General features: G+C 59.3%; 17 protein-coding genes. 10 read left to right on the top strand and 7 right to left on the bottom strand.

All coding sequences use genetic code 11. The features are described from left to right. Positions 1-126: 126 nt before the first annotated feature. Complete coding sequence (locus ACR0K9_RS05530) at positions 127-1,077, bottom strand: MBL fold metallo-hydrolase (protein WP_039541551.1); 951 nt, start codon at positions 1,075-1,077, stop codon at positions 127-129. Between the two features lie 52 nt (positions 1,078-1,129). On the opposite strand from ACR0K9_RS05530, the gene ACR0K9_RS05535 reads away from it, so the two are divergent. Next, positions 1,130-1,693 (top strand): DUF2585 domain-containing protein, encoded by a 564-nt coding sequence (locus tag ACR0K9_RS05535; protein WP_480821406.1) that lies wholly within the window; start codon positions 1,130-1,132, stop codon positions 1,691-1,693. 20 nt (positions 1,694-1,713) lie between these two features. Here ACR0K9_RS05535 and fahA read toward each other — a convergent pair whose 3' ends face one another. Together fahA and hmgA are read right to left on the bottom strand one after the other, a co-directional pair. Continuing rightward, positions 1,714-2,973 (bottom strand): fumarylacetoacetase, encoded by a 1,260-nt coding sequence (fahA, locus tag ACR0K9_RS05540; protein WP_480821408.1) that lies wholly within the window; start codon positions 2,971-2,973, stop codon positions 1,714-1,716. Between the two features lie 66 nt (positions 2,974-3,039). After that, positions 3,040-4,395 (bottom strand): homogentisate 1,2-dioxygenase, encoded by a 1,356-nt coding sequence (gene hmgA, locus ACR0K9_RS05545; RefSeq protein ID WP_480821410.1) that lies wholly within the window; start codon positions 4,393-4,395, stop codon positions 3,040-3,042. A 58-nt stretch (positions 4,396-4,453) separates the two neighbouring features. Here hmgA and ACR0K9_RS05550 point away from each other — a divergent pair, with 58 nt between their 5' ends. Both ACR0K9_RS05550 and ACR0K9_RS05555 read left to right on the top strand, forming a co-directional pair. Further along, complete coding sequence (locus tag ACR0K9_RS05550) at positions 4,454-4,906, top strand: MarR family winged helix-turn-helix transcriptional regulator (RefSeq protein ID WP_480530537.1); 453 nt, start codon at positions 4,454-4,456, stop codon at positions 4,904-4,906. A 62-nt stretch (positions 4,907-4,968) separates the two neighbouring features. Further along, a complete protein-coding gene (locus ACR0K9_RS05555; RefSeq protein ID WP_480821412.1) occupies positions 4,969-6,195 on the top strand; it encodes an adenylate/guanylate cyclase domain-containing protein in 1,227 nt (408 codons plus the stop codon). 38 nt (positions 6,196-6,233) lie between these two features. Here ACR0K9_RS05555 and ACR0K9_RS05560 read toward each other — a convergent pair whose 3' ends face one another. Next, positions 6,234-7,415, bottom strand: coding sequence for a phytanoyl-CoA dioxygenase family protein (locus ACR0K9_RS05560; RefSeq protein ID WP_480821414.1), 1,182 nt, complete (start codon positions 7,413-7,415; stop codon positions 6,234-6,236). A 131-nt stretch (positions 7,416-7,546) separates the two neighbouring features. After that, positions 7,547-8,356 carry a division plane positioning ATPase MipZ gene (locus ACR0K9_RS05565; protein WP_480821416.1) on the bottom strand — a complete coding sequence of 270 codons (810 nt, stop codon included), beginning with the start codon at positions 8,354-8,356 and terminating at the stop codon, positions 7,547-7,549. Positions 8,357-8,806: 450 nt separating this feature from the next. Here ACR0K9_RS05565 and ACR0K9_RS05570 point away from each other — a divergent pair, with 450 nt between their 5' ends. After that, a complete protein-coding gene (locus tag ACR0K9_RS05570) occupies positions 8,807-10,426 on the top strand; it encodes an MFS transporter (protein ID WP_480821418.1) in 1,620 nt (539 codons plus the stop codon). A 64-nt stretch (positions 10,427-10,490) separates the two neighbouring features. Here the strand turns inward: ACR0K9_RS05570 and ACR0K9_RS05575 are convergent, their stop codons facing one another. Further along, positions 10,491-11,588, bottom strand: a complete 1,098-nt coding sequence (locus tag ACR0K9_RS05575; RefSeq protein ID WP_480530527.1) for a Gfo/Idh/MocA family protein — start codon at positions 11,586-11,588, stop codon at positions 10,491-10,493. A gap of 12 nt (positions 11,589-11,600) precedes the next feature. Next, positions 11,601-12,311 carry a GntR family transcriptional regulator gene (locus ACR0K9_RS05580; RefSeq protein WP_480821420.1) on the bottom strand — a complete coding sequence of 237 codons (711 nt, stop codon included), beginning with the start codon at positions 12,309-12,311 and terminating at the stop codon, positions 11,601-11,603. Between the two features lie 105 nt (positions 12,312-12,416). Between ACR0K9_RS05580 and ACR0K9_RS05585 the strand changes: the two genes are divergently transcribed. From ACR0K9_RS05585 to ACR0K9_RS05610, 6 genes are all read left to right on the top strand, one after another. Next, positions 12,417-13,571 carry an LLM class flavin-dependent oxidoreductase gene (locus ACR0K9_RS05585; RefSeq protein ID WP_480821422.1) on the top strand — a complete coding sequence of 385 codons (1,155 nt, stop codon included), beginning with the start codon at positions 12,417-12,419 and terminating at the stop codon, positions 13,569-13,571. Next, entirely contained in the window at positions 13,571-14,461 is an 891-nt protein-coding gene (locus ACR0K9_RS05590; RefSeq protein ID WP_480821424.1) for an aldo/keto reductase, read from the top strand. Before ACR0K9_RS05585 ends, ACR0K9_RS05590 begins: the two co-directional genes overlap by 1 nt. Next, complete coding sequence (locus tag ACR0K9_RS05595; protein WP_480530519.1) at positions 14,461-14,976, top strand: flavin reductase family protein; 516 nt, start codon at positions 14,461-14,463, stop codon at positions 14,974-14,976. Before ACR0K9_RS05590 ends, ACR0K9_RS05595 begins: the two co-directional genes overlap by 1 nt. A gap of 53 nt (positions 14,977-15,029) precedes the next feature. Then, positions 15,030-15,617, top strand: coding sequence for a TRAP transporter small permease (locus ACR0K9_RS05600; protein WP_480821426.1), 588 nt, complete (start codon positions 15,030-15,032; stop codon positions 15,615-15,617). After that, positions 15,618-16,907, top strand: a complete 1,290-nt coding sequence (locus ACR0K9_RS05605) for a TRAP transporter large permease (protein WP_170378746.1) — start codon at positions 15,618-15,620, stop codon at positions 16,905-16,907. 80 nt (positions 16,908-16,987) lie between these two features. Then, positions 16,988-17,989, top strand: a complete 1,002-nt coding sequence (locus ACR0K9_RS05610; protein WP_480530602.1) for a TRAP transporter substrate-binding protein — start codon at positions 16,988-16,990, stop codon at positions 17,987-17,989. The last annotated feature ends 28 nt before the right edge of the window (positions 17,990-18,017 follow it).

Genomic DNA, 18,017 nt, shown 5'->3' on the forward strand with positions numbered 1-18,017 from the left:
CTCCCAGTTCTGGCGCGGCGGGCGCACCTCATCCATTCTCCGGCGCGGCACGCCGGAGGAGCTGTCTTATGGTTTCACCGTCAAATCCGGGCCGCCACGATCTGGATCAAATCCGGCCCGGAATTCTCAGCCCTGCAGGGCCTCCCACATTTCCAGATCGCGCTGGGCGGTCCAGATACGGGGCGTGTCGATGCCGCGCGCCTCGTCATAGGCGCGGGCGACGTTGAACGGCAGGCAGTGTTCGTAGATCGCGTAGTCGGCGAATTTCGGATCACATTCGGCGCGCACGGCGTCCCATGCTTCTTTCAGGCTACCACCCCGAGCGGCCACTTTGGCCGCCGGGCGATAGGTGCTTTCGACGAAATCGCGGGTGTTTTCGATGGCCGCGTTGACCATGTCTTTGCCGACCAGAGCGTCCCCACGCCCCGGCGCGATGGCGTCGACGTCGAACCACTTGATTTCGTCCAGCGTGTCGCCCCAGTCGCTGAAATGCCCGTCGCCGCAATAGCAGGCCGAGTGGTATTCGACGATATCGCCGGTGAACATGACGTTCTGATCGGGTACATGGATGACAATATCGCCGGCCGTGTGCGCGCGGCCCAGATGCATCAGGTCGATCCGGCGGTTGCCCAGATAAACGGTCATCGTGTCGCTGAATGTGGTTGTGGGCCAGGTCAGGCCGGGGATGCTCTCATGCCCTTCGAACAGGCGCGGGAAGCGTTGGAATTCGCTGTCCCAGTCTTCCTGCCCCCGTTCAACCACCATGGCACGGGCCATGTCGGACATCAGGATCTGCTGCGCGCCAAAAGCGCTGGCGCCCAAAACGCGCACCGCGTGGTAATGGGTCAGCGCCACATGGGTAATCGGCTTGTCCGTTACCGAGCGCACGCATTCGATCACCTTGTTGGCCAGACGCGGGGTGGCCTGCGCCTCGACAATCATCACGCTGTCATCGCCGATGATCACGCCCGAGTTCGGGTCGCCCTCGGCGGTGAATGCGTAAAGCCCTTCGCCCACCTCAGTGAACGAGATTTTCTTTTCCGACATGTCCCCCTGGGACGCGAATGCCTTGGCCATTTCAGTTATTTCCCTTCTGGACAGAGACCCGCCTTGATGGTCTTGTCGCCTCATGTTTGAACGTCGATTTTTGCCTTACTGGGCAACCGCTTGTGTTGTCATTGCCTGTGCCATCATTCTGCTGTGGATGGGGCGCGAGCCGATTTGCAAATGCGGTTTCATCAAGCTGTGGCATGGTGAAACCTTCAGTTCCGAAAGCTCTCAGCATCTGACGGACTGGTACACCCCCAGCCATATCATTCATGGCTTCCTGTTTTACGGCCTTCTGTGGTTGGTGGCGCGACGCCTTGCTGTTGGCTGGCGGTTGTTCATCGCCACCCTGATCGAAGTCGCGTGGGAGATTTCCGAGAACACCGATGCCGTGATCGAGCATTATCGCGCGGTGACGATCTCGCTGGATTATTACGGCGACAGCGTGGTCAACTCGATGGCTGATATCGGGGCGATGATGCTTGGGTTCTGGCTTGCCCGCCGCCTGCCGATCTGGGCGACGGTTGCCATCGCGCTGGGGTTCGAGATCCTGACCACCACGCTGATCCGTGACGGGCTTACGCTGAACGTGCTGATGCTTCTCTACCCAATCGAAGCCGTAAAGGACTGGCAGAGCGCGCTCTGAGGATATGGGCTGTAGCTGCATCAGCCCCTCGCAAACGGGTCGTCGAGTGCCGGTAGAAGCGTACCTGTACAATCGCCGAACCCGATCTTGTAGCCGTCACCCTGGGCCGCGCCGGTCAGGGTCAGGGTGTCGCCATCCTCGATGAAGCTGCGCGTTTCGCCGGTGTCCAGCGTCATAGGTTCCTTCCCGCCCCAGCTCAGTTCCAGCAGCGAGCCGCGTTCGGGTTTGGTTGGCCCCGAGATGGTGCCGGATCCCAACAGATCGCCGGTATTCATTGGGCAGCCCGAAGTCGTGTGATGCGCCAGCTGCTGCGCCGCCGAATAATACATCTGGTTGTAGTTGGTCCGCGCGATGGTCGTGGCCGCCTTGCCTTCGGGAGCCATGGTGACGGACAGGTCAATGTCATAGAGCATCGGGCCGCAGTCTTTCAGGTGCTCCAGCAGTTCAAACTCGCGCGCTGGCGTGTCGCAGCGGAAGGGTTCCAGCGCGGCTTTGGTGACGATCCACGGGCTGACCGAAGTTGCGGTGGCTTTGGCCTGAAACGGGCCCAGCGGCTGGTATTCCCATGCCTGAATATCGCGTGCCGACCAGTCGTTCAGCAGGACATAGCCAAAGATGTTGTCATCCGCCTCTTGCACTGAAATCGGGCCGTCAGAGGGTGTGCCCACGATGGCACCCATCTCAAGCTCGATATCAAAGCGGCGGGAGGGCAGGAAAGCAGGCAGGTCCTGATCGGGGGATTTGAGCTGACCCCAGGGGCGACGAATGTCGGTGCCCGAGACGACCACAGAGGAGGCGCGACCATTATAGCCGATAGGAATATGCAGCCAGTTCGGCGGCAGCGCATTCTCAGACCCGCGGAACATGGTGCCGACATTGAAGGCATGGTTCCGGCCTGCGTAGAAATCGGTGTATTCGCTGACGGCAAAGGGCATGTGCATCTGCGCAGCGTTCTGAGGGATCAGCAGCGCCTCGATCTTGTGCTGCGCGTCCGAGCCTTCGGCCAGCAGCGCGGTCAGACGTTCGCGCAGGGCGGCCCAGACGGCGGGGCCTTCTTCCATCAGCGGGTTCCAGAAGGGCAGGTCAAAAAGCGGTTCGTCCGACAATACGATCAGCCCGTCGGCCTCGGCTGCAGTGATGTCGAATATCATGTCGCCGATGGCCACACCGCAGCGTGGTTCGGTGGTTTCGGTCGAGAACACGCCATAGGGCAGGTTGTTCAGCGGAAACGGGTGGTCGGCGGAATTGGCCGATGCGACCCAGGAATTCATCAAAGGCATTTTTTCTCCAGACCTTTGTCAGGGGCCAAGATTTCTCGTCGAAAAATCTATGACTTCAGGCGATTTTCATTTTTTGCCGGGGGTGCCGTCGAACTTCTTTTCGATATCGCTCCAGCAATCGATATAGTCATCCTGCAACGGCGCTTCGGTGGCTGCAAATGCCGTCAGGTGCTGCGGGAAACGGGTTTCGAACATGAAGGACATCGTGTTCTCCAGCTTGTCCGGCCCGAGGTTCGAATTTGACGCTTTCTCAAAGGCTTCCTTGTCCGGCCCGTGCGGGATCATCATGTTGTGCAGGCTCATGCCGCCGGGGACAAAGCCCTGCGGTTTGGCATCATACTGACCGTAGATGTTGCCCATCAGCTCGGACATGATGTTCTTGTGATACCAGGGCGGGCGGAACGTGTCCTCCATCACCATCCAGCGCTCGCGGAACAGAACAAAGTCGATATTCGCCGTACCCGGCTGGCCCGAAGGTGCGGTCAGCACGGTAAAGATCGACGGGTCGGGATGGTCGAACAGGATTGCGCCGACCGGGCAATAGGTACGCAGGTCGTATTTGTAAGGCGTGTAGTTGCCATGCCAGGCGACCACATCCAGCGGGCTGTGGTCAATCTTCGTCGTATGGAACTGGCCGCACCATTTTATCGTTACCGTCGAAGGCACCTCGCGGTCCTCAAAGGCTGCTACCGGGGCCTTGAAGTCACGCGGGTTGGCCATGCAGTTGGCCCCAATCGGCCCGCGCCCGGGCAGTTCGAATTTCTGCCCGTAGTTTTCGCAGACGAAACCACGTGCGGGGCCTTCCAATACCTCAACCCTATAAAGCAGCCCGCGCGGGATGATGGCGATTTCCTTGGGTTCCAGATCGATGATGCCCATTTCGGTGGCAAAGCGCAGGCGGCCTTCCTGCGGCACCACCAGCAGTTCGGAATCGGCTGAGAAGAAATAATCATCCACCATCGATTCAGTGACCAGATAGATGTGGCTGGCCATGCCGACCTGAGTGTTGACGTCTCCGGCCGTGGTCATGGTGCGCATTCCGGTCAGCCAGGTCAGGCCTTCATCCGAATGCGGCACCGGATCCCAACGGTACTGGCCCAGCGAAATCACGTCCGGATCGACACATGGGGCCGATTTCCAGTAGGGCAGGTCGATTTTCTCATAGCGATGTGAATGCTTCACCGAAGGCCGGATGCGATAGCACCATGTGCGTTCGGGCGGGTTGGCGGTGAAGGCGGTGCCGCTCAGCTGTTCGCCATAAAGGCCGTAGTTGCATTTTTGCGGGCTGTTCATCCCTTGCGGCAGTGCGCCAGGCAGGGCCTCGGTCTCAAAATCGTTTCCAAAGCCGGGCATATAGCCGGGATGGGTGCCAACAGGCGTGCTGGCCTGGGTCATTTCATGCGGGTCGGTGGGGCGATTCATCAGACGCTCCTTCAAGTTGCTGCTTGTCGGATAATAGTTGATTTTGTAACTAACAAGGATGACACAGCAGAATAATGCCGAAAAAGATGAGTTTGATTTGCGAAATTTCCTGCCGTTCCTGTTGAATCAGGCGGCCGAGGAAAGCTCGTTGGAGTTTCAGCGCGTCTACAAGAATCGCTATGGAATGTTGCGCACCGAATGGCGGGTGCTGTTTCACCTTGGCAATTATGGTGAAATGACCGCCAAAGAGATCGGGCTGCGCGCCAAAATCCATAAAACCAAGATCAGCCGGGCGGTGCGCAGGCTGGAACAGCGGCGTTATCTGCAACGCTTGCGGGATGAGACCGACCGCCGGTCCGAGCAGTTGTCGCTGACACATTCGGGTCAGGCGGTGTATCGTGAGCTGCGCGAGATTGCGCGCGACTATGACGCGAAACTGGCGGCGCGCTTTACGACGGGCGAGGCGGCGCTCTTGCGGATGATGCTGCGCCGTCTGGCCGGGATGGATTGACGCACTGGTAATTTGATGCAGCCGCGCCCAGATCAACAGCTGAACGGACACAGGAAGGTGAAATGACAGCCACGGACCCCAACGCGGCGAAATCCCATGCTCTGATCGACTGGCTTGTAACACGCGGCCTTGAAGGGGCGGACAAAGAAGAGTTGCTGGACGGCTATTGCAATCAACTGGTCGATCTTGGCGTACCGCTGATGCGCTTTCACGCGGCCCAACCGGCGCTGCATCCGGTCTATGGCGGCACCGGCTATAGCTGGTATCAGGGACGCGGCGGAGATTTCCAGACCTTCGAGTACACCGAAGAGCCCAGCGAGATCTGGAAGAACAGCCCGCTTTTTGTCATCCTGAACGACGATGTCGACTCCATCCGCGAGCGTTTGGTGGACCAGAATGAGCCCAGCCGCTTTCCTTTACTGAATGAGCTGCGCGAGCTTGGGGCCACGGATTACTACGCAAGTGGCGTCAGTTTTGATGTACCCTCCCATAGCAGCCCGCGGGATGCCAAAAAGGCCATCGACGGGGTGCTCATGTCCTGGGCCAGCAATGGCCCCGAGGGGTTCTGCGACGATGATCTGGACCTGATCAATACGGCACTGCCGCATCTGGGACTGGCGTTGAAATCAGCATCGAATGCGCGCGTGTCTCAGGACCTGATGCGCGTCTATCTGGGCCGGGATGCCGGGCAGCGCGTCTTGTCGGGCGAAATCCGCCGGGGGTCGCTGCAACAGATCGATGCGGTAATCTGGAATTTTGACCTCGAAGGCTTCACCAGTCTGTCCGAAGTGCTGCCGGGTACCGAAGTGATCGACATGCTGAATGACTACCTCGCCGTAGTGGTGGATGTGGTTCATCAATGCGATGGCAACATCCTGAAATTCATGGGCGACGGTATCATGGCGATGTTCGATGTGGGCGAGATTGACGCCGACGCCCGCGCCGCGCTGGGCGCCGTAACCCTGTTGCAGGATCGGATGGCCGCGTTGAACGAACAGCGCGAAGCCAGCGGTCAGCCAGTGTCGAACTACACACTGGCCCTGCATTCGGGCGAGATTCTCTATGGCAATATCGGCTCGGACGCCCGGTTGGATTTCACTGTCATCGGCCCCGCGGTAAACCAGACGGCACGGATAGCTGGAATGCACCGGTCGTTGGGTCAGCGCATTTTGATCTCGGACGACGTCGCGCGTGCTGCGCACCCTTGCGACGCTGATCTGATCTCGGTCGGACGTTACATGCTGCGGGGTGTGCCCGAGCCGAAAGAGTTGTTTACGGTGTACAACTAGATCAGCGCGGCAGATTTCGGTTTACGGAAGATGATCCCTCAAGCCGATTGCCGCGCCTTCATTTCATCAAGATGTGCCGAGACATCATTTGGGTTGAAACGCCCGGCCAGGGCGCGATGAAGAAATGCGGCCTGTGTTTCGGGCGCCAATCCGTCTTTGGGCGGGTCGTTGTCCAGATTGGTGGGAAACGAATACCCCTCGGCTGTGGCGGCGATGGCGGCCGAGAGTTCGGCGGGACCTAGTGTGTCATCGCTTTGTGCCTGCAACAGATGGGGGTATATCAGCTTGCACATGGCGTCCCGGTCGATGGTTTCCATCGCGCGCCCGAAGGCCGAAGACACCTGAAGCAAATTGGCCATGCGATGCACATCCGTCGTCGTATTGGCACCCGCCGCGTGAAAAAGTGCGGGATTGAAGAACACCGCATCGCCTTTCTCAAGAGCGATCTGAACGTGGTGCTGTTCGAAAATGGCGCGAAAGTCTTCGCGTCGCCAGGCCGCGTATCCCGGTTTATAGCATTGCGAAAACGGCAACAGTTTCGTTGGACCACTTTCAACCGGCATATCGCAATGGGCTATCGCACCTTGCAGGGTCAGGGCGGGGGACAATTCATGCACATGCGCGGGGTAACTGGCGCTGATTGCAGAGGTCTGAAAGCCCAGATGATAGTCACGATGTGCTTGCTGCGCGGCGCCGCCCGGGTGAACCAGATTGACCTGAGCGGTCATCTGATAATTTGGTCCAAGCCATGCCTCGCAAATCGCGGCGATCGAAGTGTTGGCAAAATACCGCAGGTAAATCCCCGGGGCGAATTCGCACAGCTTTTGAAGTGAGTTCCAGATCCGGTCATTCGCACCGGATGCCGCGAAATGATCCCCGCCGCCCATTGCGGCCACTTTCTCGGCCGCGATTATCTTTTCATAAACTTCAGTTGCCTGGTCGATCACGTCGACGTCCGCATAAGCCCGTTTGAACGCAACCACCCCCGCGCCGGTTCTGAACACTTGCGCCCACTCGCTCAGAAGGGCTTGCCGTTTCGCGGGATCATCCAGATAGGGGCGGATTTCGTCCATCTGGTAAACCGGCACATTTTTTTCGATGGCGGTGGTGTGGGGAACGGTTTCGGGCGCGACGCATCGGGTGACAAGCGTTGCAAATTCTGCAGGATCACAATCGTCTGGATCGTAATACCCAACTGGTGTTCGAGCCATATTTTCCATGATGATCCTCACGCTGATTCAATGCCCATTTTGTTGAATGTAGCAAGTCAGATCAATTGTGAGGAAAATCTGGTACCCGTATCAGAAGATTTGGCTGGCGCGCGAACGCACAACCTGCACATCCGGCGAAACTAGAAGTCGATTTCGACCCCCGGCAAGTTCAGCTCTTTCATCATGTCGCGCAATTCCTGCCGTGCGGCGATGTTCGAGATATTCAGCTGTTTGACCCCGATATCCTTGAGATCCAGCAGGGTCAGCCCGCGCGGGAACAGTTCACGAAAGATCACCCGTTCGGAAAAGCCCGAGGCGACGCGGAAGCCGATGCGCTGCGACAGCATCTCGATGGCGCGCTGCATCTTTTCCTTGTTGACCATGCGCTGGGTGCCGACCCGGTTGCGCACCACCACCCAATCGATCGGTTTCAGCCCCGCTTGTGCCCGCAACTGGCGCGCGTTCCAGACCATCTCGGAATAGACCGACGGTCCCAGAATTTTTTCGCCCTTGGAATCGATGCGTGCCAGCAGATCAAAATCGATGAAACTGTCGTTCAGTGGCGTAATCAGCGTGTCGGCCAGCGAATGCGCCACCTGGCTGAGCCGGGTATGCGAGCCGGGGCAGTCGATCAGGATAAAGTCGCTGTCGCTTTCCAACTCGGCCACCGCAGCCGACAGGCGGTGGTCATAGATGTTCTCGCCGGGTTTCAGCGTGCTGGCGTCGATCTCGGGCAGGTCGTGGTGGCGCGGGCTGGGCAAGGAATGCTCTGCGCCGTTCAGAAAGTTCAGGCGGTTTTCGAAATAGCGGCCAAGGCTGCGCTGACGCAGGTCCAGATCCAGAGTGCTGACCTTGTGTCCCAACCGCGCCAAAGCGGTCGCTACATGCATAGACACGGTCGATTTGCCTGCGCCGCCCTTTTCATTCCCGACTACGATGATATGTGCCATGCCTGTATTCCCAAGTCCCGCCGTGTTTGCCCACACGTTGTTGTCAGCCACTATATGTTGTGTGTGCGGCGAAGGGAAGGACCCCGGACCCCTGATAAACGCAATATCGGACTCAAAATTGGAAAACCCTGCAAGGGGTGGGGCTTAGCGCGACTGCTTGGCTATCCGACCCTGTTCATCTTGCATTTGTCGACCATTGAGCTTTGGTTCAGGGCATTTCTGGAAATGAGCTGGACGGCGACGCGGACGATTGTGCGGCTTGGGGATCCCGGGGGCGTGGCCTCAGGCTGTTGCGGTTACCGGTTCGGAAGCCATTGATGAACGGTTGTGTGACCAACATCGGCCTGCCGACCCTCCTGCTGGTGCTGTTCTGCCGGATTTGACGCCCTATGCCTGAAGGCAGAAAAATGCTTTAATGCCCAAGCATTAATCTGGTTGCGGACCTTTGCGGTGCGCGCCATTGTCCGGGAGGGCGAGGCCATACCGAACATTCAACCCGATGGCGGGTCTGACACGGGCGGCGCGCGCTTGGTGCTGCTGATGACAGCCATCTGCATGATGGTTGTCGGGTTCAACACCACCGCCGTTGCCACCATTCTTCCCAATCTCAAGGCCGAGTTCGATCTGACCCCGTCCGGCCTGCAATGGGTGATGGCAGCCTATACGGTGGCCAGTGCGACGCTTGTGACCATTGTTAGCAGGCTGGGCGATATCACCGGCAAGATGGGCGTTTTCTTCTTTGGGATGATCGTTTTCGCCGCCGGGTCGTCTCTGGCGCTGGTTTCGCAGGATGCGACGATGATCCTGATCGGACGCGGCGCACAGGGGGCAGGGGCCGCGGCGCTGTTCGGCACCTCACTGTCCATCCTGACCGCCGCCACACCCGAGGACCAACGCGCAAGCGTCACCGGTGCCTGGGGCGCAATTGTTGGCCTCGCTATTGGTGTCGGCCCCATCGTCGGCGGTGCTTTCGCACATTACATCAGCTGGAGGGCGGTATTCGCCACCGATCTGGTCTTGCTTTCCATCGCCTTTGTAATCGGTCTGCGGGTCAGCAAACACAAATATGTTCCGGACATGCGTCAGCCGGATGCAAGGTTCGATTATGCCGGCGCCATCGCCATGATCCTGCTTCTGGGTCCACTGTCCTTTGCGCTCAGCAATGGGGAAAGCCGGGGGTGGGGCACGGCCCTTACATTGGTTCCTCTGGCTGTTTCGGCCTGCGCGGTGGGGGCGCTTATCGTAACCTCCCGGCGCAGCAGGGATCCACTGGTCGAGCTGCGATACTTCCGCCACCCCCGCTATTTCATGGCAGCGGCGGGAATGTTCTTTACCGGTTTCACGCTTTTTGCCTTCTTTGTCTATTTCAATGTCTTCGTGCAATCGCCCGACGCCTTCGGATACTCTGCCATTGATGCAGGCAGCGCGATCCTGCCGCTGAGCGCCAGCATGTTCATCGTGTCCGTCACCGCGCCGCGTTTCCTTGCACCCTACAGCTTTCAGTGGCCGGTCGCGCTGGGCATGGGATTCATGGCCTGTGGTTTTCTGCTGCTGATGACGACAACAAACACCACCAGCTATTCCGGGATATGGTGGAAACTGGTCATTGTCGGAGTGGGGCTTGGCATCGGCTTTTCCCTGTTGCCCCGCCTCGGCCTGCGCCTGCTGCCCGAGGAACATGTGGGTCAGGGATCGGGCGTGATCAACGCGTTCCTGTATTTCGGCGCCACTCTGGGAGCGGTGGTCGGCGGGCTTGCCGAATCCATCACCACGCGGCGCGGGCTTTCAGAGGTCATCAATGCCCTGCCCGCAGGATCGACCCAGCGCACCGATCTTGCCCATGCACTGACACACGGCACACCCAGTCAGGTACAGGAACTGATTGCCGGTCTGGACCCTGATACCGGTGCGCAACTGGCCAAGGCGCTGCGCGACCTTCAGAACAATGCGTTTGACAGCGCAATGCTTGTGGCAGCCATTGCCGCGGCGGCCGCGATGGTGCTTGCGCTGATGCTGCTGAAAGGCCCGGTTCCACCCGTTCACAGCGCCGTGGAACTGACAAAGGACTGAGCCGGTGCCGGCTTGGCAAGAACTTAATCACCGTTGAGAAATCCCGCCCCGTGCTGAGTGACTGTTACCGCGAAAGCGTCACTGTCTCTCCATGTTCTGCCGATTGCTGCGCAGCAAGCCCAACGCGCACCGCCCAGAGCCCATCGCGCAGAGAAACATCCGGGGTCGCGCGCTCTGCGCGCACCAGCTCCAGAAAGCCCCGGTGCTGATAGTAGGTTGATCCGTTGTGATCCCCGGCAGCGAGCAGCTTGGGGTCCACCGGGATGTCGCGGGCAATCGGGCCTTTGGGATCGCGCGGGCTGACGATCAGTTGCGGTACCGGAGCCTCGCCCAGATGTTCGGGCCAGAAACGGCCGGGCCCGGGGATCAGGGCCTCGACCTTGGCGGCGGGGCCAATGGCACAAATCTCTTCCTGATAGCGCGATCCTTCTGCGAACATACACAGTTCCAGCATTGCCCGCGCGCCCGAGGCGAAGTCGACGATGACATAGCCATTGTCCAGAATATCCGGGGTTTCTCCCGCATAGGTCTCGTCCAAGTGGTTCACCGACTGGCCGCCACTTGCTGAAACGCGTACTGGATCAGATTGCAGGATCAGGCGCATGAGGTCGAAGAAATGGCAGCATTTCTCGACAAAGGTGCCACCGGTGTTGCGGTTGAAACGATTCCAGTCGCCGACTTTCTCAAGGAACGGAAACCGGTGTTCGCGGATCGATAGCATCTTGATACCACCTGTCACCTGCGCCTCGTCGATCAGGGCAGCGATCGGAGGCATATAGCGATATTCCATCGCCACCCAGATCGGGTGCGGGTAGTCGCGCTCCAACGCTTCAAGCCGATCAAGATCGGCAGGATCTGTAAACAGCGGCTTCTCGACCAACAAAGGCAGGGGGCGGGTCGTAGCAATTTCAAACAACTGGTCCACGTGCAGATGATTGGGGCTGGCAATGACCAGACAATCCAAATCAGCAACCGCCAGAAGCTCCTGCAGCGACGCGACCATCCGCGCATCCGGTGCGATGGTCTGCGCCTTTTGCGCCATCTCCGGATCAGGTTCGAAGATGGCGGCGACCTGCGTGCCCTCAAGCAGAGCGATATTGTGCAGATGTTCCTGCCCCATCATGCCACATCCGATCAGCCCGTAATGGATGGTCCGGGTCATGCGTGTTTCCTTTTACTTCAGGCGTTGGACATAGGTGGCCCGATCCGGATCGAACCACGTCTTTGAGAATTCGACCGGTTCGGGCTTTTCCGACCAGCTGAACCGCTCGATATATCCTGCGATCTGGCCTGCGGGTCTGGTAAAGCCGCGGGGCGTCCAATCGGGCAGGGCGCCGACCGAGACGCGATCCTCGGCCCGGGTGATCCAGAAGCCAAGTTGCTGCTGATAATAGCGATACAGCGAGTCTGAAAGCAGGTTCCGGTCGATCTGACCCGCTGATTCGTCCAGCCATATCTCCTCGACCGCGATGATTGTGTCATTCAGATAGCGCATCCGGCGCACCCGCGATCCAAATCTCGACTGGCCGAATTCCGGCAGATCAGCGGGCTTTTGCAGATGATCGACCGACAGGACATCAGCGCGGGGCAACCCGCCGCCTTCGGGCAGCTCCAGCCGGAACATCGCATACACGCTGTTCTGGGTTCCGGTCTCGCGAATGTAGTTGCCCGAGCCCTGAACACGCTCCAACATGCCTTTTTTCTCTAGCTCAGCGAGGGATTTTCGCAGCGTCCCGACAGACACCTGCAACCCGGCAGCCATCTCCCGTTCGGGCGGCAGGCGCTCGCCGTCGATCAGGCGGCCTGCCGCGATATCACGGATCAGCAGTTCCGAGATCTGGACATAGATCGGCAGGGCGTTGGGGTTTCGGCTGTTGGGGGGCATTTGAGGCGCTTCATTCGGTCGCAGGAAAAATTGATACACTATTGATCTACATCAATGTGGTTGCTACGCAAGAGAAAAGTAAAAGATGCACGGAGCGTGAATCAAATGACCATCGTCCCCATCACATCCCCCGATCTGGATGCGGCTGAGGTCTCGTGGTTTGCGGCGCTCTGCTCTGATGACTATCAGTTTCTGGGTGTGCCCGAAGGCGATCTGCGATCCAGTTGGGACCACTGTTCCGGCATAGTGAAAGAGGCCGAGGCGCAGGGGTTTCGTAACATCCTGTGCCCGTCCTCATATCAGGTCGGTCAGGACACGCTGAGCTTTGTGGCGGGCTGTGCGCCAATTACCGAAAAGATCAATCTGCTGGCCGCCGTGCGTTGCGGCGAGATGCAGCCGATCATGCTGGCCCGCACCATCGCGACGCTGGATCACATGCTGAAGGGGCGGCTGACGGTCAACATCATCTCGTCCGATTTCCCGGGCGAAAAAGCCGATAGCGCGTTCCGCTATCAACGCTCGCGCGAAGTGGTCGAGATTCTGAAACAGGCTTGGACACAGGATGAGATCACCCATGCCGGAGATGTCTACAACTTCGAGGGTCTGACCACCGATCCGGCGCGGCCTTATCAGACCGGCGGCCCGCTGCTCTATTTTGGCGGCTATTCTCCATCCGCCTTGGATCTGTGTGGCGAGCATTGCGACGTTTACCTGATGTGGCCGGAAACCAAGGATCAACTGGCCAATCGGATGAAGGCCGTCCACGCCGTGGCCGAAACCTACAACCGCACTCTGGATTATGGTCTGCGCGTCCACATGATCGTGCGGGACACCGAAGCCGAGGCGCAGGAATATGCGGATTACATCGTCTCGAAACTGGATGACGACTATGGCCGCGCCATTCGCGAACGGGCGCTGGATGCGACCTCGCTTGGTGTGGCGCATCAGACCAAGAACCGCGATCTGGCGGATGAGTACGGCTATGTCGAACCCGGCCTGTGGACCGGTGTTGGACGCGCCCGGTCGGGCTGCGGCGCGGCGCTGGTGGGGTCGACCGATCAGGTGATGACCAAGATCGAGGAATACCAGAAGATGGGCATCCGCGCCTTTATCTTCTCGGGTTACCCGCACATGGACGAGGCCCGGCATTTCGGTGCCCGCGTGCTGCCCCACCTGAAAACCTGTTCGCTGCCCGAAGCCTATGGGCGCGTGCCCGCAACAACCCCGGCGACCCCGCTGGGCAACGGAGTTCGCCGCTGATGCAACGTGTGAAACTGTCTGACACGCTGGAAATGAGCCGCCTTGTCTATGGCATGTGGCGTCTGGGCGATGACAGCGATACCTCGGCAAGCCATGTCGAGGCCAAGATACAGGCCTGTTTGGATCAGGGCATTACCACCTTCGATCAGGCCGATATCTATGGCGGATACGCGGCCGAGGCGGTTCTGGGCAACGCCCTGCGTGCCAACCCGGGCCTACGTCAGAAGATGGAGATTGTCACCAAATGTGACATCATCGCCCCGGTCGGGCGCTATGCGGATGCGAAGGTCAAATACTATGACACCTCGCGTGCGCATATCCTGAATTCGGTCGATACGTCTCTGACCGAAATGGCCATCGACCATATCGACCTGCTGCTGATTCACCGCCCCGACCCGTTGATGGATCACCATGAAACCGGGGCTGCTCTGGACGAGATTGTCGCCAGTGGCAAGGTCGGCGCAGTGGGTGTGTCAAACTTCCGTCCGTGGGATTGGACCTTACTGCAATCGGCGATGAAAACGCCGCTTGTGACCAACCAGATCGAGATTTCTCTGGGTGAGATCAGCCCGTTTACAAATGGCGATCTGGTCTTTCACCAGCAGCACGGGCATCCCGTAATGGCGTGGTCGCCGCTGGGGGGCGGGTTGCTGATGGCCGGGAACCCTCCGGTCGGGGTCGTTGCCGATGAAATCGCTGCAGAATTCGGCGTGGATCGTGCCGCCGTGGCCGTGGCCTTTCTGCTGGCGCATCCGGCGCATATCCTGCCGGTGCTGGGCACCAATAATCCGGACCGGATCAAACGCATCTCGGACGCATTGAAGGTCACTTTGGATCGTGAAAGCTGGTATCGCCTTTATGAGGCGGCACTGGGGCATGAGGTGCCGTGATGAATGCAATTTCGCGCGATATGGCCCATACCTTTGTGCCGGGCAAGGACGACACAAGAACTCTGCGCGACGCGTTTGGTCGGTTTGCCACCGGCGTGACTGTCGTGACCTGTGACAGCGATGATGGTCCGATCTGCATCACCGCCAACAGTTTCTCATCCCTGTCGCTGGATCCGGCCCTGATCATGTGGGCGGGGGATCGTAATTCGCGCCGGTTTCCCTATTTCCACAAGGCGCGGCATTTCACGGTTCACGTGTTATCGTCGGAACAGGCCGAGCTGTGCTTTGGCTGTTCCAAAGACGCCCACGCCTTGCGGGACATCCGGCACGAGCGCTGCGCAAACGGCACACCGCTGCTGCCCGATTGTCTGGCCCGGTTCGAGTGCGAACAACATGCCTATCACGACGCGGGCGATCATGTGATCGTCGTGGGCAAAGTCCTGAAGGCCAGCATGAGCGACGGAGACGCGCTGACCTTTTATGCCGGAAAACTCGGCCAATTCGCGAAGACATAAGCGCGTTCTGACGATCGCGGGACAAAACCGCGGCTGAACAAGGGAGGATCCGCATGGGCGGACTGGCATCGGTGCTTGCGCCGATTGCATTCGTGAACGAAACCGTGCTGCGTCTGGGCCGCGCGGTTGGCATTGTTGCGATTGCTCTTATGGTGATCGCAATCCTGAATCAGGTGTTCTTCCGATACGTTCTGGGCAACGCCCTGCCATGGCCGGACGAGGCCGCGCGGTTTTGCATGCTCTGGATGACGGGTCTGATGGCCCCGACCGCATTCCGACGCGGAGGGTTTGTCGCGATCGACATGCTGGAACGGTTTCTGCCGCGCCTCATCGGGCAAACGCTCAACCTGTTCCTGCTGCTGATCTCGCTGGCCGTGCTGCTGGTGGCGGTCAACATCGGCTGGTCCGAGGTCACCGGTTTTGGCGGCAAATTCGCCACTGCCGCGCTGTATCTGCCCACTTCTTTCGGGTTCGACGAATGGTTCCGCATACCGCGCAGCTGGATGATGGCCTCGTTGCTGGTGGGTATCGTCCTGCTGATCTCGGTCAATATCGAGCTGATCCTGCGATCCTTCATCACTCTGCTAGGCGGGGGTCATCTTTTGCCCGAAATTCCTGACGCTGCGGTGGGGGCCGAATAGATGCTGATCTGGTTCCTGCCCACCTTCCTGATTTTCCTGCTGATCGGCCTGCCGGTGTTTTTCGCGCTGTTGGCCGCGCCCGGTATCCTGCTGTGGCTGAACGGTCAGACTAACGACATCACGCTGCTGTATCGCAATGTCTATAACGGTATGGACAGCTTTCCGCTGATGGCGATCCCCTTCTTCATGCTGGCCGGAGAGCTGATGAACCGGGGCGGCATCACCATTCGCCTCGTCGAGTTTTCACAGGCTTTGATGGGCCACCTGCGCGGCGGGTTGGCGCATGTGAACGTGCTAAGCTCGATCCTGTTCGCAGGCCTGTCCGGCTCTGCCGTGGCCGACACCTCGGCGCTGGGTTCGATGCTGATCCCGGCGATGGAGAAGCAGGGCTATACCCGCAAATTCGCCGCCGCGATCACGGCGGCCAGCTCGGTGATCGGGCCAATCATCCCGCCCTCGGGCATCATGATCATCTATGCCTATGTGATGGGCGAAAGCGTCGCCGCGCTGTTCCTGGCGGGCATCGTTCCCGGTGTGATGGTCGGCGTTGGCCTGATGCTGATGATCAAACTGATGGCCGACCGGTATGACTTCCCCGTCGCCAGTCGCAAATACACCTGGCCCGAGCGTCGTCAGGCCAGTTTGAAGGCGTTCTTCCCGCTGATGACGCCGGTGATCATTCTGGGCGGCATTCTGGGTGGCATCTTCACCCCGACCGAGGCCGCCGCGGTTGCTGTAGGATATGCCTTTATTATCGGATTCTTCGTTCTGCGCACGCTGACTTGGAAAGAGGTGCCCGAGGTGCTCAGCAATGCAGGCATGACCTCGGCAGTTGTCCTTCTGCTGGTCGGAGCAGCGATGGCGTTCAAGACGGTTGTCAGCCTCAGCCACGCGCCGGAACAACTGGCCTCGTTGATCCTCAGCCTGTCGGAAAACCCGCTGATCCTGCTGTTCCTGATCAATCTGCTGCTGTTTATCGTCGGCATGTTTCTGGACGCGGGCCCGGCGATCATCATCCTTGGTCCGATCCTTGGCCCGATCTTTACCAGCCTTGGTGTCGACCCGATCCACTTCGCCATCATCATGAGTGTCAATCTGACCGTCGGGCTGGCCACCCCGCCAATGGGGTTGGTCCTGTTCGTGGCCGCCGCCGTGTCGCGGGAACGGGTCGAAACCATTGCCAAGGCGATCCTGCCGTTTCTGGCGGTCGAAATCATCGTGATCTTCCTGATCACCTACATCCCCGCATTATCCATGACGATCCCGAGGATAACGGGATTTGCCAACTGAGTATCACAGGGAGGAAACGCATGCTCAGAGACTTCATCAAATCCGCAGCGGTGGCGACATCGCTGGTGGCCGCATCCGCCATGGCTGCCACAGCCGCAGATTACACGCTGCGCGCCACCGCCAACTCGAACGAAAATGACGAGGATTATGACGGTCTGGTCGTCTTCAAGAACTATGTCGAGGCCGCATCGAACGGTGCCATCGAGGTTGAGCTGTTCATCGGCACCCAGCTGTGTTCGAACGGCGCGGAATGCCTGCAGGGCGTGGCCGACGGCACCATCGACATCTACATCTCAACCTCGGGCGGTGCGTCGGGCATCTTTCCTTACGTGCAGGTTTTGGATCTGCCCTATCTGATGGCCGACGACCGCATAGCCGAGCATGTGCTGTCGGGTGATTTCACCCGCACCATGCGCGATATGGCGCTTGAGGATTCGGGCGGGGCGATCCGTCTGATGACCATTGGCAACACCGGCGGCTGGCGCAACTTTGCCAATACGCAGCGCCGCATTGCCGAGCCTGCCGATATGGAAGGTCTGAAAATCCGCACCGTGGTCGCCGATCTGCCGCAGGAGCTGGTCAAGGCGCTGGGCGCATCGCCCACTCCGATCCCGTGGCCGGAACTGTTCACCAGCTTTCAGACCGGTGTGGTTGAAGGATCGAAGAACGGTATCACCGACATTATGGGCATGAAATTCCCCGACGCCGGTCTGCAATATGTCACGCTGGACGGCCACGCTTACATGGGGGCGCTGTGGTGGATGAATAACGCCAAGTTCCAGGAGATGCCCGAGGATATGCGCCGCGTCGTTGTCGACGGCTTCTATGCGCTGCAGCAGGCCACCTTTGCCTCGCCCAAGCGCAAGTCGATCCAGGCGTATGAGGATTTCGTCGCCGGTGGCGGTGACCTATATGTGCTGACACCCGATCAGAAGGCTGCGTTCAAAGAGGCCGCAACCCCGGTTTATGACTGGTTCCAGTCCAACGTGGCCCGCGGGGATGAGATATTTGGGGCGCTGACCGACGCTGTTGCCGCGGCCGAGGCGGATGTGAACGCATCCCGCGATGCGGACCTGAACTAAGCTGTTGGGTCGGGCTGAATGGCCCGGC

The sequence above is a fragment of the Ruegeria sp. L12 genome (genome assembly GCF_056531745.1).

Excerpts from the sequence above, each read along its gene's own strand:
- ACR0K9_RS05530 (WP_039541551.1), bottom strand. The coding sequence starts at position 1,077 with ATGGCCAAGGCATTCGCGTCCCAGGGGGACATGTCGGAAAAGAAAATC.
- ACR0K9_RS05535 (WP_480821406.1), top strand. The coding sequence starts at position 1,130 with ATGTTTGAACGTCGATTTTTGCCTTACTGGGCAACCGCTTGTGTTGTC.
- fahA (WP_480821408.1), bottom strand. The coding sequence starts at position 2,973 with ATGCCTTTGATGAATTCCTGGGTCGCATCGGCCAATTCCGCCGACCAC.
- hmgA (WP_480821410.1), bottom strand. The coding sequence starts at position 4,395 with ATGAATCGCCCCACCGACCCGCATGAAATGACCCAGGCCAGCACGCCT.
- ACR0K9_RS05550 (WP_480530537.1), top strand. The coding sequence starts at position 4,454 with ATGACACAGCAGAATAATGCCGAAAAAGATGAGTTTGATTTGCGAAAT.
- ACR0K9_RS05555 (WP_480821412.1), top strand. The coding sequence starts at position 4,969 with ATGACAGCCACGGACCCCAACGCGGCGAAATCCCATGCTCTGATCGAC.
- ACR0K9_RS05560 (WP_480821414.1), bottom strand. The coding sequence starts at position 7,415 with ATGGAAAATATGGCTCGAACACCAGTTGGGTATTACGATCCAGACGAT.
- ACR0K9_RS05565 (WP_480821416.1), bottom strand. The coding sequence starts at position 8,356 with ATGGCACATATCATCGTAGTCGGGAATGAAAAGGGCGGCGCAGGCAAA.
- ACR0K9_RS05575 (WP_480530527.1), bottom strand. The coding sequence starts at position 11,588 with ATGACCCGGACCATCCATTACGGGCTGATCGGATGTGGCATGATGGGG.
- ACR0K9_RS05580 (WP_480821420.1), bottom strand. The coding sequence starts at position 12,311 with ATGCCCCCCAACAGCCGAAACCCCAACGCCCTGCCGATCTATGTCCAG.
- ACR0K9_RS05585 (WP_480821422.1), top strand. The coding sequence starts at position 12,417 with ATGACCATCGTCCCCATCACATCCCCCGATCTGGATGCGGCTGAGGTC.
- ACR0K9_RS05590 (WP_480821424.1), top strand. The coding sequence starts at position 13,571 with ATGCAACGTGTGAAACTGTCTGACACGCTGGAAATGAGCCGCCTTGTC.
- ACR0K9_RS05595 (WP_480530519.1), top strand. The coding sequence starts at position 14,461 with ATGAATGCAATTTCGCGCGATATGGCCCATACCTTTGTGCCGGGCAAG.
- ACR0K9_RS05600 (WP_480821426.1), top strand. The coding sequence starts at position 15,030 with ATGGGCGGACTGGCATCGGTGCTTGCGCCGATTGCATTCGTGAACGAA.
- ACR0K9_RS05605 (WP_170378746.1), top strand. The coding sequence starts at position 15,618 with ATGCTGATCTGGTTCCTGCCCACCTTCCTGATTTTCCTGCTGATCGGC.
- ACR0K9_RS05610 (WP_480530602.1), top strand. The coding sequence starts at position 16,988 with ATGGCTGCCACAGCCGCAGATTACACGCTGCGCGCCACCGCCAACTCG.